Here is a 17,987-nt window from a genome sequence, read left to right on the forward strand (position 1 = left end):
GATTGCCGGTAAATCCCACGAACACCCGGCCCCGTTCCCGGCACACGGGATTCTCGTCAAGGAGAGCGATGAGCCRCAGCGACAACCAGCTCAATGTCGACCATGACGACCTGGAGGACATTCGAATCGCGGTCGTTCTCAATGGCGGGATAAGCCTCGCGGTGTGGATGAGCGGGGTGGTCAACGAGATCAACAGCCTTACCCAGCGCCGTCCGAGTGATCCGGCCCCGGGTAAGGCGGATCTGCGCTTTTCGGAAGCGGCGACGGTCTACGGCGGACTTCTTGATCTCGTCCACGGGAGGGCGCGGGCAGATGTGATCGCGGGGACGTCGGCCGGTGGCATCAACGGGGCGTTGCTGGCGTATGCCCAGGCCTACGGGGCCGATCTGCGCCCGCTCGGCGAGTTGTGGGCCGAGCTGGGCTCGTTCGACGCGCTGCTGCGCGACCCGCGTGAGCCGCACCCGGCGTCCCTGCTGCGCGGCGATGACTGTTTCCTGCCCGAGCTGGTCAGTGCCTTCGAACGCATCGTGCCCGCGGGCGAACGATCCCAGCGGTACGTGCCGGCGAGCGAGCGGCCGATCGACCTGATCATCAACACAACGCTGATGCGCGGCCAGCCGAAACAGCGCGTCGACGACTTCGGGACGGAGATCATCGAATCGGCCCATACCGGAGCGCTGCGATTCACCCGCGCCGCGGACGCGTCACCCGTACTTGACCCTTTCTGGGACGCGAGGATTACCCACCGGCTGGCGCTGGCGAGCCGGAGCACCGCGTCGTTTCCGGTCGCCTTCGAACCGAGTTTCATCCCGGTGGGGGAAGCGGGGAGGGATTCCTACCATCCGGACATGGGCGCCGGCGCGGGCCTGCCGGCGGTGGCGCAGTTCGACCGGAGCCGGTACGTCATGGACGGCGGAGTGCTGCTGAACCAGCCGGTGAAACCGGCGCTCGCCGCGATCTACGCCCAGCCGGCGGAGCAACAGGTACGGCGGCTCCTGGTGCATGTGAACCCCGACCCGAGCAGTCCCGCCCCGGCCGAGGTCGCCGGTCTCGGCGACGTCCACAGCCTCGGCAGCGATACCGACGACCGGCCGCCGACGCCGGCCGCGGTGCTGCGGACGCTGGCCACGTTGCCCTACGCGCAGTCGGTCGACGCCGAGCTCACCGAGATCCAGGCGACGAACGACCGGGTCCGCCGCTACCGCCCTGACCGCGCGAGGATCGTCCACCACCTCAACGAGAAGCTCGCCGAGAAGCTGATGGACGGCTACCGGAGCACGCGCTCGTACCAGGAGGCCGATCGCATCGGTGCGCTGCTGGCGGCGGCCGCCCCGCGGCCCCGGATCTGGTGGAGCCGTCCCGAGCTCGCAGCGGTGCTACGGGACGTCGGCACGCGCGCCGGCGGCGTCTCCTACATACCGCCGGACGACCATCTGCCAGCCGCTGACGCCGACCCCGCGCGCTGGGCCTGGGGGGTCGAGCCGGTTGAGCGCATCGGCGCCCTCGCGGTCGACGTCTTCAAGCGCGCCATGTGGCTCGCCGATCCGACCGACCCCGCCGAGGTGACTACCCGCCGGCGGCTGCGCGGGCACCGCCGGCGCCTCCACGAAGCGCTGGCCGAGCTTCGTGAATGCCGCCGCGACGACAAGGTGTTCTGGCGGAGCTGGGCCACCCGGCCGCCGGCTCCCCCGGCGCGGGGCTCGGACGCGACGGAGCGTCAGGAGTGCCTTCGCTCCTGGGTTCAGGCCGCGCTGTCACGCTGGCCGCTGCCGCCGGGGGCCAAGGAGGCCCCGGCCGCCTCCCTGCCTGACCGGCTGGGCGCCGTCGCGGAGCGGATCGCGCGCGTCCTGGCCGAGGCGGGCGGCGACCTGCGGCATGTCGCCGCGCGCGCCCGGCCAGGCGGTCCGCCGGCCGGCCCGCCCGGCGTTCGGCACGCGGCCGGTCCTCCCGACGCGGCTGGCGACTCCGATGCGGCGGACGAGGCCGAGTTGCTGCACAACCTGGTCGAGGCGTTGTTTCCCGACGGCGCGCAGCCGTCCCCGGCGTCGTTGCTGCGCAGGCTGCTGGCGGTAGAGGTGTGCCAGATCGCGATCTCCGGCGCGCCGCCCGAGGTGGAGCAGGAGGTGCTGCTCCAGCAGATCAGCGGCTTCACCCCCAACTCGTTCGGCGGGCCCACCACCCCGGCCAAGATCGCCGGAACGGAACTGTTCTGGTTCGGCGGGTTCGCCAGCAGATCCTGGCGGGTCAACGACTGGATCTGGGGCCGGCTGGACGGCGCCACGCGCATGGTCCAGGCCGTCCTCGACCCGGGCCGGCTGCGCCAGCTCGGCCTGTCGGCCAAGGACACTCACGACCAGCTGCGCCGGCTCGCCGTCGGGGGCAGCTATCAGACCCGGTTGGGCGAGCACTTCGACACGCAGAGCGAGGCGATCCTCGCGGAGCTGTCCTTCCTCGACGATCCGGAGGCAGGAGCAGAGCCCCTCGTGGCCACTGCGCTCGCGGTCGCCCGGCGGCTGCACGCCGACATCCTCACCGAGGAGCTGCCCCGCCTCGCCGTCGCGATCGAGGAGGATCGGAAAGAAGGCGGCCTTCCCACCGCGGGGGCACGTTTCCTGCGGCTGTGGACGGCCACGCCCGACCCCGGTCTGGACGAGCTCTTCGCCATGTTCGCCGATGCCGAGATCGCCACGGAGTCCTTCGCCGAGGCGGTCTCGGCGGGGCTCCTCTGGAGATCGGCTGCCGTCGCCACACGGTTTGCCGCGGGCCTGTTCGCCCCGGTCCCGCCGGCCTACACCCCGATGCTGCGGACACTGGAACTGGCCTTCGATGTCGTCCGGAAGGAGGCCGGTAGCGTGCTGATGCTGCCCGCCGCGGTGCTGAGATGGGCCGGCCGGCAGACCACCGCGAGGATCCGGGAAAGTATCGGCGGATGACCCGGGAATGAGGGGACCGCCCATGTGGGCGTACCCGACATGGCCAGCGCATCAGGGACGAGACGGCGACGGGACGCCGCCGCCACCGCCAGCCGCGTTCGTGGCACGCTGAACCGGTGGGATCTCCGCTTCGCCAATGGGTGCGGCGTCCGCGGACACGCTGACGCCCCGGGGCCGTGAGATGCACGGCGTTCCCGGGGCGCCACCGGCGGGGGCTACTTCTCGATCCACAGCTCCTCGGGCAGCAGGGAGCCGGCGCCGTACTGCCTGAGGCCGTTGACGTTCTTGGCCGCGATCGCGCCGGGGGCCGATCGCATGAGGAAGATGACCGGCGTCATCGCTGTCAGTCGCGCCTGTACCTTGTCGTAGGCCGCCTTACGATCGGCCACCGAGTTCGCGGTCCGGCCGGCCAGCAGGGCCGCATCCAGTTCCGGGTCCGCGAGACCGGACATGTTGGCCGGTGAGTTCCCGGTGAAGTTCGCCAGTAGCCGCGGCTCGGGGTCCTGGAAGGCCGCCGACGAGATGACCATGTCGAAGTCGTGGGTCGAGCGCAGCGCGGTGCCCTTCGCGAAATCGATGATCGCGACCTCGGCCTTGACGTTCTTGAAGCTGCTGAGCTGGGCCTGGACGTTCTCCGCGATCGCCTTGTTCTCACTGGTCGGATAGCTGGAGAAGGTGAACGACACCGGCTTTCCCTCGGCCGCCAGCTCGTCGAAGAGCTGCTGTGCCTTCGCCCGGTCGGTGGACCTCAGCTGCGTCTTCGAGTAGAAGGGTGAGGCATCGGTGAACAGCGTTTCCGCGACACTGCCCTTCCCGTTGTAGGCGGCCAGGTTCAGCGCGTCGATGTCCAGCGCCGCGGAAACGGCCTGCCGCGCCCGAATGTCGTCGAACGGGGCTCGGCGCGTGTTGAGCGCCAGGAAGTTTCCACCACTGAGCGGCAGCAGGTCGGACGGGAGGCCAGCGGCCTCGGCTTTCCCGAGGTTGATCCAGTTTGTTTCGATGGAAACATCAGCGCCGCCGCTGGTCAGAGTGTTGTAACGCTGGTTGGAGTCGAGCACCGTGCGCAGCGTGATCCCGTCGAGATAGGGCTTGGGCGCGTCCCAGTAGCGTGGGTTCTTCGTGAGCTTGATCTCGGCCTGACGGGTCCAGCTCTGCAGGGTGAAGGGTCCCGCGCCGATCGGCTTCTCGTCGAAGGACTGCTTGCCCTTCTGCAGGGCTGCCGGCGAGGCCACCCAGTTCAGAACCGTGCCGACGACCGCCTGCGCGAACGCCGCGATGGGCGTGGTCATCGTGACCTTCATCGTGCGGTCGTCGATCACTTCGGTCGAGGCGACCATTGCCGCTTCCGGCAGGCTCGACGACGCGGTGGCCGGGTCCTTGATGCGGTCCCAGTTGAACTTCACAGCCGCGGCGTTGAGGGGCGTACCGTCGGAGAAGACCAGGTCAGGGCGCAGCTTCAGCTCGAAGGTGGCGCCGCCGTCGGTCGTGGTGAAGGACTCGGCCATCGAGTAGCCGACCTTGCTGGTCTCGTCCGTGGTCAGCAACGTGCCGTACAGGGCGTTGCCCAGCACCGCCGTGATCGCCGCCTGGTTGGCCAGCGACGCCGGGTCCAGGCTGGTCGGGTCACTCGTCATGATGATTCGCGCGATGCCACCCGAAACGGGTTTGCTGGAGGCATCGCTGGCCGGGCTGGCCATGTCGGAATCACCGCCCCCGCAGGCTCCCAGGACAAGGGTAGCGACGCAGACCACGGCCGCGCCGAGTAATCGCTTCTTACGCGCCATCAGTGACCTCTCGTTATGTACGTGGCGGAATCGGGGAATCGATCGGTCAACGCCCTTCAGGGCGCGCCGGGACGACGGATCAGCCGACCGGAGAGGATCCGGGCGGCCACGGAGAAGGCAGTGCTTCGCAGGCGGACGACCCGCCATCGCGACGCATTCCGTCAAGTTCCGTCGAGCCGGAAAGTCAGACTCTCCGTGCGCACGGAGAGCCATCGGCCGGTCTGTACGAGTTATTTAGCGGGGCTTACTTCCGCGAACCGGGTGGGCCGTGGCTCATGCCGGGCCTCGGCCATGGTGACTTTGGAACACCGCCGAGGGTGAGGTACTCGCCGGTAACCGCACCCGCATATCGGGAACCAACTCGCCCCGTCGCGGCGCCCCCGGCTATACCAGAATCCACCTCGTCCTCCCCAGGGCGCCGGCTAAGTGTCGGTAGGATGCCACCAATATCTGTGTTTCAGCAATACCCGGCGACGATAGAAACGGGCCGGCCTGACCACGGCGCCCTCCGGGCCACCTGGGCCGGAGCCCCTGCGGCGCCAGGCGGCAGGGGGCGCGAGTCGATCCTGTGCGGCCGACCCGGACACCGCCCGACGGCGGTTGCACAGTACACGGACCTCCGAACAATTGGACATACCAGAACCAACGTGACACAACATGCGACCTCGAGATCGCCACAGTGTTCTCGTAGCTACCCTGGGCGCTCGACGGCTGATCGCGACACCCGCTAGCGTGCGAGGTCCGGGGAGGGGTAGAGCGGCGCCGGCTGTCGTCGGCGCTCCGGCCACGGAGGTAGTTCCGATGTCCCCCGCCCCAGGTTTCGTCTCGCCGGTTCGGCGTGCCCTGCTCGGCATGGCGGCGGCGGCCGCCGTCGTCCTCGCCACCGGCTGCCAACCGGCGGTCGGCGGTGGTCCGCCGGAGCCCGACCCGGTCAGCACCGCGACCGCGGCGTCTACGCCCGGTCCGTCGTCCACGCCCACCTCGGTGCCCACGGCCAGCTCAGCGCCCTCGGTCACCCCAGCGCCCTCGGTCGGCCCCGCTCCTTCTGCCGGGCCGACGATCGGCGGCACCGCGGGGCCGGGTACCGGTGCCTCGACCGCGCCCACCGGTCCGTCGGCGCCGCCCGGCCGGCCTTCGGTGACAGGCGCGCCAGCGCCGGGCGCACCGGCAGGGCCGACAAGCGTGCCGGTCACACCCGGCCGGATCCAGCCGGGTGTGGTCCGCACCGGTCCGGCGACGCACTACGGCGCGGACGGCGGCGGCAACTGCATGTTCGACCGCCTGACCGACCCGGCCATGCCGGTAGTGGCGATGAACGAGCTCGACTACGAGACGGCCCGCGCCTGCGGCGCGTACATCGAGGTCACCGGACCCGGTGGCACCACGGTCGTGAAGGTCACCGACCGGTGCCCGGAGTGCGGTCCTGGTCATCTCGACCTGAGCCAGCAGGCCTTCGCCCGGATCGCCGGCGGCGTGCCCGGGCTGGTCGACGTCACCTGGCGGCTGGTGAGCCCGGCCGACATCGGATCCGTCCAGTTCCGGGTCAAGGAGGGGTCGTCGGCCTACTGGCTGGCAATTCAGGTCCGTAACCATCGCAATCCGGTCGTCTCACTCGAGGTTCGGGTGAACGGGGCCTGGACGGCGCTGCCGCGGGAGATGTGGAACTACTTCGTGGCACCGCAGGGTCTCGGTCCGGGGCCGTTCACCGTGCGGATCACCGACGTTTACGGCGAGCAGCTTGTCGAGACCGTGAACCTTGCACCCGCCTCAGTGCAGACGACGGGCAGCCAGTTCGCCCGGCACTGACCAACCGCCGACGGAACCGTGGCTCGGCGGACGGGGGGCCGCCGCGCCACGGCAGGCCGGCGGGCGGACAGGCGAACAGCTCGGCGGGGCAGGCGGGCGTCGGTCGGCTGGTGGCCGGCACATGGTCCGCCGCTGGCTCGCGGGGGCCGGAAGCGCCGGATGCGGCCCGCCGTTGTGACCATCTGTCAGCGCGATTGCTAGTGATTACAGCTCACCATCGTCCGGCATCAATAAGCAGATACGGCTAGTACACCGCCGGGGCCATTACCCGGCGTGCACCGAAAACTGCACTGAGGATTTGACGGGTACGAATCGTCGACACCTGGAAATTTCTGGATATATAGCGACAGTTACCGGCAGAAACGGGCCGGACAGGGGACGTCCACCGAATCACCTCCGTGACACCGCGTGATCGGTAGGACAATTTCGAAGGACCAGGGCGGACAATCACCAGGGACCAGATTCGATTGGTTCCGTGGAGTGCTTGCCATCGGGACGATCGATACGAAAGGCTTCCACTGCGCGCCGCACCGCGACGGAAACTGCATCGCGGGCTGACAACGGTCCCGGGCGCGCCGGGTTTCACACCTGGGGATGATCACCGAAGTATTCATCGTACGCGCAGCTTCACAACAAAGACCGATCGCGCCTCCGGGCGCGCCGCCACAGTCCTTCGCGTTCTTTCGATGTTCCGCCTGCACTTCGTTATGCAGTTCTGCCTGCAATTCTGTCCGTGGCGCCGGTCCGCGCCGGGATCCGGCCTCGACCGAGCGCCGGGATCTCAGTAAAGGACGCCGACCGCGCACGTCGCGGTTCCCGGGGGGTTCACCGTGCTGAGGAGCTCCCCCGCGCGCGCCGGTGCCGGAGTCCCGCCCTCGTCCCTGAATGACCAGAGATAGGTGGCTAGTATGACCACGCCCGCGCAGGCCAGCTCCGACGTCCAGGACGGTGCCGCCGGCCAGCCGCTGTCGAGCCTTGGTACGGCCGCGGCGCGCAACCTCGCGACGACGACGAAGTCCGTCCCCCAGATGCAGGGGATCTCGTCCCGTTGGCTGCTGCGTGTCCTCCCCTGGGTGCAGGCCGCCGGCGGCGTGTACCGGGTCAACCGGCGGCTGAGCTACGTCGTCGGGGACGGCCTCATCACCGTCGTCAACACCGGTTCGGACGTGCGGGTCGTCCCTGCGGAGCTCCGTGAGCTGCCGGTGCTGCGCGGCTTCGAGGGTGACGTGCTCGACGCGCTCGCCGAGCGGTTCACCCAGCGCGAGTTCGCCGCCGGCGACACGCTGGTGACCGCCGGTGATGCCGCGGACGAGCTGTTCGTCATCGCCCACGGCAAGGTGGACAAGGTCGCGCCGGGGCACTACGACGACCCGCGATCGCTCGGGATTCTCGCCGACGGCGCGTACTTCGGCGACGACGTGCTCGTCGAGGACTCCGTCACCTGGGAGTTCTCGGTGCGCGCAGTGACCAGCACGACGGCCCTGGTGCTGCCGCGCCAGCGGTTCGCCGAGATCCTCGACCGGTCGCCGGAGCTGCGCCAGCACGTGGACGACTACCTCGCCCGCCCGCGCCCGCCGCGCAACCGGGCCGGTGAGGCGGAGGTCGCGATCTCCTCGGGACACTCCGGCGAGCCGACCCTGCCCGGGACGTTCGTCGACTACGAGCTGGCGCCGCGGGAGTACGAGCTCAGCGTCGCCCAGACGGTGCTGCGGGTCCACACCCGGGTCGCCGACCTCTACAACGAGCCGATGAACCAGGTCGAGCAGCAGTTGCGGCTCACCGTCGAGGCGCTGCGCGAGCGGCAGGAGGACGAGCTGGTCAACAACCGCGACTTCGGCCTGCTGAACAACGCCGACTTCCGCCAGCGCATCCACACCCGTGACGGGGCCCCCACCCCGGACGACCTGGACGAGCTGCTGAGCCGCCGGCGCAGCACGCACGTCCTGCTCGCCCACCCGCGGGCGATCGCCGCGTTCGGGCGGGAGTGCACCCGCCGCGGGATCTACCCGGCCACCGCGCTGTTCCACGACCAGCACGTGCCGGCCTGGCGCGGGGTTCCGCTGCTGCCCGTGAACAAGATCCCGGTCAGTGCCGCCGGGACGACGTCGATCATCGCCATGCGGACCGGCGAGGAGAACCAGGGCGTGATCGGCCTGCACCACGTCGGGCTGCCCGACGAGCTGGAGCCCGGCCTGTCCGTGCGGTTCATGGGCATCAGCGAGCAGGCCATCATCTCCTACCTGGTGACCACCTACTTCTCCGCGGCCGTCCTCGTGCCGGATGCGCTCGGTGTTCTCGAGAACGTCGAGATCGGGCATTAGGAAGCGGCGTCATTCCCTCGGGACACCGGAAATCTCTGGCAGAGGAAGGTTCTGACCGGCGCATGCAGCCTTTCACGCTCCCGGAGTTCTACCTGCCCTATCCACCCCGGCTGAATCCGAACCTGGAGCACGCCCGCGTGCACAGCCGGGCGTGGGCCGGGGAGATGGAGATGATCGACGTACCGCAGGACGGTGTGGCGATCTGGAGCGGGCAGGACTTCGACTCCCACGACTACGCGCTGCTGTGCGCGTACACCCATCCGGACGCGGACGAGGCGCGGCTGGATCTCATCACGGACTGGTACGTCTGGGTTTTCTACTTCGACGACCACTTCCTCGAGGTCTACAAGCGCGGCCGGGATGTCGCCGGAGCCCGCCGGTATCTCGACCGGCTGCGCCTGTTCATGCCGGTCGAGGGCGCCGTCACCGCGGAGCCGGCCAACCCGGTCGAGCGTGGCCTCGCCGACCTGTGGTCCCGCACCGTCCCGGACCGCACGCCGGCCTGGCGGCGGCGGTTCGCGACGAGCACCCGTCATCTGTTGGACGAGTCCCTGTGGGAGCTGGCCAACATCGACGAGAACCGGCTCGCCAACCCGGTCGAGTACATCGAGATGCGGYGCAAGGTCGGCGGCGCGCCCTGGTCGGCGAACCTGGTCGAGCACGCGGCGGACGCCGAGGTGCCCGACGCGATCGCCGCGACCCGGCCGGCGCAGGTGCTGCGGGACACCTTCTCCGACGCCATCCACCTGCGTAACGACCTGTTCTCCTACCAGCGGGAGGTGCAGGAGGAGGGCGAGCTCAGCAACGGCGTCCTGGTGCTGGAGCGGTTCCTGGACTGCCCGACCCAGCAGGCGGCCGACGCCGTGAACGACCTGCTGACCTCGCGGCTGCACCAGTTCGAGCACACCGCGCTCACCGAGCTGCCGCCGGTGCTCGACGAGCACGGCGTCACCCCGACCGCCCGCCGGGACGTCCTGGCGTACGTCAAGGGGCTGCAGGACTGGCAGGCCGGCGGCCATGAGTGGCACATGCGGTCCAGCCGCTACATGAACGCGGAGTCCGGGGCGACCGGGCCCGTTCCCGGCAACCTTCCCGGGGATGCCACCGGGCTCGGCACGTCGGCGGTGCGTATCGCGGCGTCGCTGCTGGCCACCGCGCCTGCCCGGATGCGCGCTTTCACCCACGTCCCGCACCAGGTCGTGGGGCCGGTGAAGCTCCCTGCCTTCTACATGCCGTTCACGACCGGTGAGAGCCGGCATCTGGCGGCAGCCCGTCACAACATCGTCGAATGGTCGGCGGCGGTCGGGTTTCTCGACCCGGTACCCGGCATCTGGGACGAGCACAAGCTCCGGGCGGCCGACTTCGCGCTGTGCTCCGCGGCCATCCATCCGGACGCGACAGCCGCGGAGCTGGACCTGACGACGGGATGGCTCACCTGGGGGACCTACGCCGACGACCTCTACCCGGTCCTGTACGGACGGACCCGCGACCTGGCCGGCGCGCGGGCCTGCACCGAGCGGCTGAAGGAGCTCATGCCGGTGGAGCCCGGCCCGCTGCCCGTCCCGGTCGGCGGGCTGGAGCGCGGCCTCGCCGACCTGTGGCCGCGCACCACCCGGGACATGACGCCCGACTCCCGGCGCACGTTCCGCCGGACGGTCTGCATCATGCTCGACAGCTGGCAGTGGGAGCTGGCGAACCAGGCGCAGAACCGGATCCCCGACCCGGTCGACTACATCGAGATGCGGCGCCGGACCTTCGGTTCCGAACTGACGATGAGCCTCTCCCGGCTCGGGCACGGGCGGGTCGTCCCGGCCGAGGTCTACCGCGCACGGCCGGTCAGGGCGCTCGAGAACTCGGCCGCCGACTACTCCTGTCTGCTCAACGACATCTTCTCGTACCAGAAGGAGATCCAGTTCGAGGGCGAGATCCACAACGGTGTCCTCGTGGTCCAGAACTTCCTCGGCTGCGGCGCCGAACGCGCGATCGGCGTGGTCAACGATCTGATGACCGCGCGGCTGCGCGAGTTCGAGCACATCGTCGACGTCGAGCTGCCCGCCCTCTTCGACACCTACGAGCTGACGGAGGAGGCACGGGACGTCCTGCGGGGGTACGTGGGCGAGCTGAAGAACTGGCTGGCCGGGGTGCTCCGCTGGCACCAGGGGACGCGGCGTTACGACGAGGCGGAGCTGCGCCACCACCCGGCGGCCGGGGTGCGGCCCTTCGGGGGGCCGGTCGGTCTCGGCACGTCGGCGGCCGACATCCGACGGATGATATCGGGAAAATCGGGGCAACCGACCGCCTTGACCGGCTCCTGAAGGCGGACGTCACACCGCCGGCGGCGTGGGTCAGGCCGACGGGGCCGGGACGGCCCGCAGGCGGTCGGCCATGATCAGCGGGGTGACGCCCGGGACGCCGCCGTCGACGGGGAGGACCACCCCGGTGATCCAGCGGAAGGCCGTGCGGAGGCTGAGGGCCAGCGACCTGTCCCAGTCCGCCTCGGACGTGTCGGCGACCGTCCCGGCGATCGCCACACCGATGTTGTTGACGAGGATGTCCACCGAGCCGAAGCGGTCGGCCGCCGCGCGCACCGCCCCTTCGGCGTCGGTGGAGCTGGTCATGTCACCGGCGAAGACAGCCGCGGTGCCGCCGTCCTTCTCGATGACCTCGAGGGTCTCGGCGGCCCGCTCGGGGTGGATGTCGACAAGCAGGACGCTCGCGCCGGCCTGGGCCAGGACGATCGCCGTCGCCTTCCCGGTCCCGACACCGGGCCCGGGAGTGGACCCGGCGCCCGTGACGATCGCGGCCTTGCCGTCGAGGCGGCCCGGGAATGTCATGGCGCGTTTCTCCTATGTCCACGACGGGTGTGACGCCGTCGATCGTCCTGGCTGGTCGGACTACGAGGCGGTGGTGAGCTCCTTGCCCGTCCCGAACTCGTAGAACTTGCCCGTCCAGTCCACCTTGCCGTCCTTCACGTGCACCGTGGTGTACGCCGGGTTGTAGATGGCGGCGTAGGGCAGCGAGCTGGGCTTCGAGAAATCGATGGCCGGGGTCAGGCCGCCGGTTTCCACATCGGACATCTTCTGGATCCCGGCGAGGACCGACGCTCTGTCCACCGTCGGCAGCGTAGCCGCCAACTGAGCGAAGATCTTGATGCCGAGCCAGCTGTTCATGCTCAGCTCGTCGATCTTGCCATCGGGCTCGTACGCCTTCATGTCCTCGTTGAACTGCTTCCCATACGGAGTGGAAGTGTCCCAGGCCGGCGGGAGAACGAGACCGACCGTGAGCGGGCCACCGGCGCCCATCTCCTCGATCTGGCTCTTCTCGAACGCGCTGCCGGCGAAGGCGACCGTCCCCTCATAGCCCGTCGACCGCAGTGCCTTGACAGCAACGCTGGTCTGCGCCGCGAAGGTCAACCACACTACCGCGTCGGGGTCGCCCTGCGTGACCTGCTGGGCCGGCGCGCTGAGGTCAGCCGTGGAGGGCGCGAGCTGGACATTGTTCACGACCTCGATACCGGCCTCGGTGAAGACGTCACCGACGGTCTTGCGGATGACGTCCGCGGTCGGGATGTCGAGGGTGACGAGCCCGATACGCTTGGCACCGCTGGAGACCACATCCCGCGCCAAGCCGTGGAACCCGACGACGACAGCGCCGTTGACATTGAACGCGAGCGGGTTGGTGAGGTCGAATTTCGACACCGGGTACTGGCCGATGAGCGGCATCTTGGCCGCCTCGATCTGCGCCTTCGATGCGTCGTGGTAGTTGTCCGACGCGCCCGCGATCGCGACGATGCTGTCATCGCCGAGAATCTCACGGAAGCAGTTGGCCGAGTCGGTCCCGTTCTGGTGGTTGTCACAGAGCTTCAATTCAAGCGGCCGACCGTCGATCCCACCGGCCTCGTTGACTCCCCGTACCGCAGCCCTGGCCCCCGCCGCGTACTCGGGGTTACTGCTCACCCCACCGCTCATACCCGCGATCGAGGCGATTCTGATCGGCTCACCGGTCAGTCCACTCGCTAAATCAGCGGACCCGCCGTCATCACTACCCCCACTGCCGCACGCGGCAAGTGCCATCGCGAGCGACAGCATCACCGCTAGCATTCTTGCAATTTTTTTCAGCATTACCAGCCCCCAGCTTTAAATTGATAAACCAGAACGACAGCAGGACGGGATGAACAGTCCGACGATCAGCGATCAGCTATTAGCGCGTGATCGGGCCACCTCACGGGCCGGGCGTTCCCAGGAGCCCTGACGCCGGACGCGCAGCGCTGTTTTCAGGAGAGGTCGCCGCTGTCAGGAGAGGTAGAGTGCCGCGAGGCCGTCGAGATCGTCAAGCCACCTCTGCGCTGGACCCTCGTCCACGATTTCGCCGCGCCGCATGACGTAGGCCCGGTCGGCGCGGCTCAGCACCGATCTCGCGTTCTGTTCCACGACGAGCACGCCGACGCCGCGGTCGGCGGTCGCCCGCACGGTGTCGAGCAGGCGTTCACGTACCAGCGGGGCGAGGCCGAGCGACAGCTCGTCGATGAGCAGCAGTCGCGGGTCCCGGGCGAGCGCGAGGGTCAGGGCCAGCATCTGCTGCTCACCGCCCGACAGCAGGGCCGCGCGGTGACCGATGCGCCGGTCGAGGGACGGGAACAGCTCCTGGTGGCCGCTTTTGCTGCGGACGAGACGAAGCGACTGCCGAACGGTCAAACCGGGGAAGATATGCCGCTCTTCGCCCATAAAGGACACGCCCTGGCGACAGCGCTTGTACACCGGAACCCGGTTACAGGGAGCGCCGAACAGGAAAACGTCGCCGCCCGTAGGGCGCCGGTACCCGGCGAGCGTCCGCAGCAGCGTGGTTTTCCCGGCACCGTTCGGCCCGAGCAGGGCGACGACCTCACCCGGCCGCACCTTGATGTCGATGTCCCGCAACACCGGAACCCGCCCATAGCCGGCAGCCAGCCCGCGCGCCTCGATCGCGGCCGGCGGGCCGGCACCCGTCGAGGCGGCGGCCGTCGACTTCACCGGGCCGCCGTCCGGGATCGCCGACGAGGCAATCTGATCCGCTTCGGCCATCCGTGATCCTCCGTACCCTGAGGGTGAGCGTCGCCTGCCGCTACCGAAAGACTGCGGCACGCAACTTCACCATCAGACGATTCCGCCGCACACCCTTGCGAGTGAGCGCTCACGAGCTTACGCTCCTGCGCAAGGGTCCGCAATAGCCCTCGTCGGGACGGGCGGGGCGATTACGCGGCACGAATCGCGTCGCTACTCATTCAGGCATTAGCCAAGGGGGTTCCATGGATCTGCGGGCCGTCTTACAGTTCGCGTTGTTAGGGCTCGGTGTCGGCGGTGTCTACGCCGTAAGCGCGGTCGGCATCGTGGCGATCCACCGCGGGTCACGGACAATCAACTTCGCGCACGGGGGCATCGCGCTGTGGGGCGCGCTGGTGTTCTACTGGCTGCGCGACGACCAGGGGATGGCGGCCGGTCTGGCCGCGGTGCTGACGCTGCTGAGCGCCGCCGTCTTCGGTGCCGCCGTCTACCTGCTGGTCATCAGGATCATCCGGCACCGCACCCAGCTCTCGCGAATGGTGGCGACCCTGGGAATCCTTGGCACCCTGATCGGTCTGGCGCACTCGGTGTTCGGGAGCGCCCAGCGGGTGCCCGACACATCCTTCCCGTCCTCGGGCGTGGACGTGTTCGGCCAGACGATCCCCTCCGAGCGAATCATCATCTTCGCGCTCGCGGTCGTGGTCGTGGTGGCCCTGTCAGCCTGGTCGGCGTGGGCGCGGCTGCCGCTGATGACGAGGGCGATGGCGGAGCACGAGTCCGCCGCCCAGGCCCTCGGCGCCTCGCCGCACATGCTCGGAAGCCTGAACTGGGCTCTCGGATCCGTGCTGGCCGCCGCCTCCGGCATCCTCGTCGCCCCCATCGTGGGGCAGTTCGACACCGCGATGATGACGGTGATGGCCTTCGCGCTGGCCGCCGCCCTGCTCGGCCGGTTCGACAGCTACCTGCTCGCGCTGGCCGGCGGCATCGCCCTCGGTGTCGGCGAGAGCGTGGTCACCCACCTGGTGGCCGAGCACGTCCCGAGCCGCTTCCAGCTCGGCTGGCCGCAGACGGTTCCCTTCGTGGCCGTGATGGCCATCCTCACCCTGCGCCGGGACAGGGCGAGCAACCGGCTGCCGGCCGTCCCCGCCGCGCCCGTCGCCGCGGGACTGTTCCGGCCCATCCCGGTCGGCCTCGCGCTGGTCGGGATAGTCGTCGTCCTGCTCGTCGGTGACGCCCAGTGGCGCGACGCCGCGATCCTGTCGATCGTCTTCGGCATCCTGGTGCTGTCGCTGGTGGTCCTCATCGGGTACGCCAACCAGATCAGCCTGGCGCAGATGACCGTGGCCGGGCTCGGCGCCTACGCCGCCGTGCGGCTCGATCTCGACTACTCGCTGCCGTTCGTGCTGGCGCCGGTGGCCGGTGCGGCCGTCGGCGCGATCGCCGGGCTGCTCGTCGGCCTGCCCGCGCTACGGGTGCGGGGCATCAACCTCGGCATCCTCACCATGGGAATGGCCGTCGCCGTCTCCGGGGTCCTCTTCGAGAGCACCCACTACACCGGCGGCATCACCGGCTCCCAGCCGCATCTGCCGACGGTGTTCGGCCTGGACGTCGATGCCGCCCGGTATCCCGACAGGTACGGGTTCGTCGCCCTGTTCTGGCTGGTGGTCGCCGGTGTGGTGGTGGCCGTCGTGCGGCGGTCCAGGCTGGGGCGCCGGCTGCTCGTGGTGCGGACGAACGAGCGGGCCGCCGCGTCGGTCGGCATCAACATCGCGCGGGCGAAGCTGTCCGCGTTCGTGATCTCGTCGTCCCTKGCGGGCGCGGCGGGCGTGCTGCTGGGCTTCCGCAGCTCCTCGGTCACCTTCACCCAGTTCTCCTTCATGGAGTCGATCAACCTGGTCAGCCTCGCCGTGATCGCCGGGGTCACGTCGATCACAGGCGGTCTGCTCGGCGGGGTGTTGGCCTTCGGTGGCCTCGTCTACCTGCTGATCTCCCAGCTCCACATCGGCTTCGTCGCGGAGAACTACGCCACCATCTTCGGCGCCGCGCTGGTCCTGACCGTTCTCGTGCACGAGAACGGCGTCGCGTGGCACAAGCGGTTCCAGAACGACCCGGCCCCGCTCCCGCAGGGGACCCAGCCCGCGCGGGAGGGCGGCGCGCTGGTCGCGGACGACGTGACCGTGCGGTTCGGCGGGGTGACCGCGGTGTCCGCCGCCACGCTGCGCGCGCTGCCCGGGATCGTCACCGGGCTGGTCGGCCCCAACGGGGCAGGCAAGACCACCCTGCTCGACGCGATCGGCGGCTTCGCACCGACGACCAGCGGGAACGTGCACCTCGGCGAGAGATCACTCAACGGCGACGGGCCGGACGTCCGCGCCCGCTCCGGGCTGGGCCGGGTCTTCCAGGCGGGTGAGCTGTTCGAGGACCTGACGGTCGCGCAGAACCTGCGCGTCGCGGCGGAGAACGCCGGCCACACCGACGGACGGCTGCCCGCCCCGGCTCACACGGCGGTCGAGCGCTTCCGGCTGGCCGAGGACCTCCCCCGGCTGCCCACCGAGCTGCCGATGGCCAGGCGGCGGCTGGTGGGCATCGTCCGCGCGCTGGCCGCCAACCCCGCCGTCCTGCTGCTGGACGAGCCCGGCGCCGGCCTGTCGATGACGGAGATCGGCGAGCTCTCCGCGAACCTGCGCGATCTCGCGCACGAGGAGGGCCTCGCCGTCCTGGTGGTGGACCACGACATGGCGCTGGTGATGTCCGCCTGCGACCGCATCGTCGTCCTGCACCAGGGGCAGGTCCTCGCCGACGGGACGCCGGAGGAGGTCCGGGCCGATCCCGCTGTCCGGGAGGCCTACCTCGGCGAGGCCACGGAAGCCGTCGTGGCCGCGCCGGACGCTGTGCTGAGTGAGGCTGCGATGCCGGACTGAACTGATCCGACGCGGGTGACGCCGGCCGGCTGCCCGCGGTCGGCGTCACCCGGCGGCCAGTGTCGCCCGCGCGGCCGACGTCGCCCCGCGGCCTGCGTCACCCCGCGGCCTGCGTCACCCGGCGGGGAAGGCTCTCGGGGGCACGTCGGTGGTCGAGGCGGTGCCGCCGACGACGCCGTACAGCGTGAGCGTGTAGGTCGTGTACTCGATCGAGCCGGGCCGGTTCGTCGTGCTGAAGGTGACCGGCTGGTCGAACCGGCTGAAGGCGCAGTCGCGGGTGAAGCGGTGGTTGGCGTCGTCCCAGTCCGTGCCCTCGGTGTAGAACACGTCGAACGTGCCGTTGGGAATCCCGTCCACCTTCGCCGAGGCGCCCGCCTGGACGTACACGTTGCGGATGACGTCGGCGCCCTGGAGGACCTTGACGACCGCGTCCGTGCCGCCGGACGCGGTGACGGTCAGTTCGCCGTAGCCGCCGCGCCGCCCGCCGGGGAGACTGCCGTTGGCCGGGCGGCGGGTCTGGTCCGGCGCGCCCGGCGGCAGGAACGACCCGACCGTGTAGTGGTGCGCCGGATCCGCGGTGGCCAGCCCCAGCACGGCCAGCCGGAGCAGATGACCGCCGCTACCGCTGGCCGCCCGGGGCAGCCCGGAGCCACCGGTGCACAAATCCCGGTCGCGGGCGTCGCCCGCCAGGGAGGTGAGCTCGCTGGCCAGCGTGCCGAGCGCGTCCGACAGGCCGGTGTGCGCGGCCGCGACCGCCGCCGGGGGCCGGACGTCGTCGAGGCCGTCCGCCTGGATGGTCAGGTTCAGCGCGACGGCCGACAGCGCGGCCGCGAGATCCTCGGGGGTCTGGGCCGAACCGATGGCGCCGAACCCGGGGCCGAGCGCGGTGTCCAGATCCGTCAGAACCCGCTGGTAGGCCTCGGGCGTGGCCCTGGCCGGGGTCGGTGACGCGACCGGGGCGCGGGGCGGGGCGGCCGACCGCGTGACGAAGCTCCCCGTCTCGCTGCCGGCCGGGACCTGCGGGAAGAAATCTCCGCCACCGCCGCAGGCCGCAAGGCTGGTGACAAGGACGACGGGTACAGCCAGGGACAACATCAAGCGACGCTTCGGCGCCATGCCAGACCCCCGCGCCTCGGATGACCTTCGACACCGAAAGAATAAGATCTGTCGCATAGCGCATCAT

The 17,987-nt window shown here is 69.9% G+C and carries 10 protein-coding genes; 5 read left to right on the top strand and 5 right to left on the bottom strand.

The annotated features are described in order from the left end of the window. Positions 1 to 68: 68 nt before the first annotated feature. Entirely contained in the window at positions 69 to 2,933 is a 2,865-nt protein-coding gene (locus BBK14_RS09520) for a patatin-like protein (protein WP_071061116.1), read from the top strand. A 215-nt stretch (positions 2,934 to 3,148) separates the two neighbouring features. Here the strand turns inward: BBK14_RS09520 and BBK14_RS09525 are convergent, their stop codons facing one another. Continuing rightward, complete coding sequence (locus BBK14_RS09525) at positions 3,149 to 4,717, bottom strand: ABC transporter substrate-binding protein (protein ID WP_083390827.1); 1,569 nt, start codon at positions 4,715 to 4,717, stop codon at positions 3,149 to 3,151. Between the two features lie 801 nt (positions 4,718 to 5,518). Here BBK14_RS09525 and BBK14_RS09530 point away from each other — a divergent pair. The 3 genes from BBK14_RS09530 (at position 5,519) to BBK14_RS09540 (ending at position 11,159) form a co-directional block, all read left to right on the top strand. Continuing rightward, positions 5,519 to 6,523, top strand: a complete 1,005-nt coding sequence (locus BBK14_RS09530) for an expansin EXLX1 family cellulose-binding protein (RefSeq protein ID WP_071061120.1) — start codon at positions 5,519 to 5,521, stop codon at positions 6,521 to 6,523. A gap of 908 nt (positions 6,524 to 7,431) precedes the next feature. Then, positions 7,432 to 8,844 carry a family 2B encapsulin nanocompartment shell protein gene (locus BBK14_RS09535; protein ID WP_071061122.1) on the top strand — a complete coding sequence of 471 codons (1,413 nt, stop codon included), beginning with the start codon at positions 7,432 to 7,434 and terminating at the stop codon, positions 8,842 to 8,844. A gap of 62 nt (positions 8,845 to 8,906) precedes the next feature. Beyond that, complete coding sequence (locus BBK14_RS09540) at positions 8,907 to 11,159, top strand: family 2 encapsulin nanocompartment cargo protein terpene cyclase (protein WP_071061124.1); 2,253 nt, start codon at positions 8,907 to 8,909, stop codon at positions 11,157 to 11,159. A gap of 30 nt (positions 11,160 to 11,189) precedes the next feature. On the opposite strand, the gene BBK14_RS09545 is transcribed toward BBK14_RS09540, so the two are convergent. From BBK14_RS09545 to BBK14_RS09555, 3 genes are all read right to left on the bottom strand, one after another. Further along, positions 11,190 to 11,678, bottom strand: coding sequence for an SDR family NAD(P)-dependent oxidoreductase (locus BBK14_RS09545; RefSeq protein ID WP_116430033.1), 489 nt, complete (start codon positions 11,676 to 11,678; stop codon positions 11,190 to 11,192). Positions 11,679 to 11,738: 60 nt separating this feature from the next. Beyond that, positions 11,739 to 12,932: an ABC transporter substrate-binding protein gene (locus tag BBK14_RS09550; RefSeq protein ID WP_235013892.1), complete on the bottom strand. Its 1,194-nt coding sequence runs from the start codon at positions 12,930 to 12,932 to the stop codon at positions 11,739 to 11,741. A gap of 204 nt (positions 12,933 to 13,136) precedes the next feature. Further along, the gene (locus BBK14_RS09555; RefSeq protein ID WP_083390828.1) at positions 13,137 to 13,904 is read right to left on the bottom strand and encodes an ABC transporter ATP-binding protein; all 768 of its coding nucleotides are present in this window, start codon (positions 13,902 to 13,904) and stop codon (positions 13,137 to 13,139) included. A 224-nt stretch (positions 13,905 to 14,128) separates the two neighbouring features. Here BBK14_RS09555 and BBK14_RS09560 point away from each other — a divergent pair, with 224 nt between their 5' ends. Continuing rightward, on the top strand, positions 14,129 to 16,804 hold the full coding sequence (locus tag BBK14_RS09560; RefSeq protein WP_071061128.1) for an ABC transporter permease subunit: 2,676 nt from the start codon (positions 14,129 to 14,131) through the stop codon (positions 16,802 to 16,804). Between the two features lie 114 nt (positions 16,805 to 16,918). On the opposite strand, the gene BBK14_RS09565 is transcribed toward BBK14_RS09560, so the two are convergent. Then, positions 16,919 to 17,899 carry a hypothetical protein gene (locus BBK14_RS09565; protein WP_241831341.1) on the bottom strand — a complete coding sequence of 327 codons (981 nt, stop codon included), beginning with the start codon at positions 17,897 to 17,899 and terminating at the stop codon, positions 16,919 to 16,921. Positions 17,900 to 17,987: the final 88 nt, after the last annotated feature.

Source organism: Parafrankia soli, assembly GCF_001854695.1.
In the GTDB taxonomy this organism is placed as follows: domain Bacteria; phylum Actinomycetota; class Actinomycetes; order Frankiales; family Frankiaceae; genus Parafrankia; species Parafrankia soli.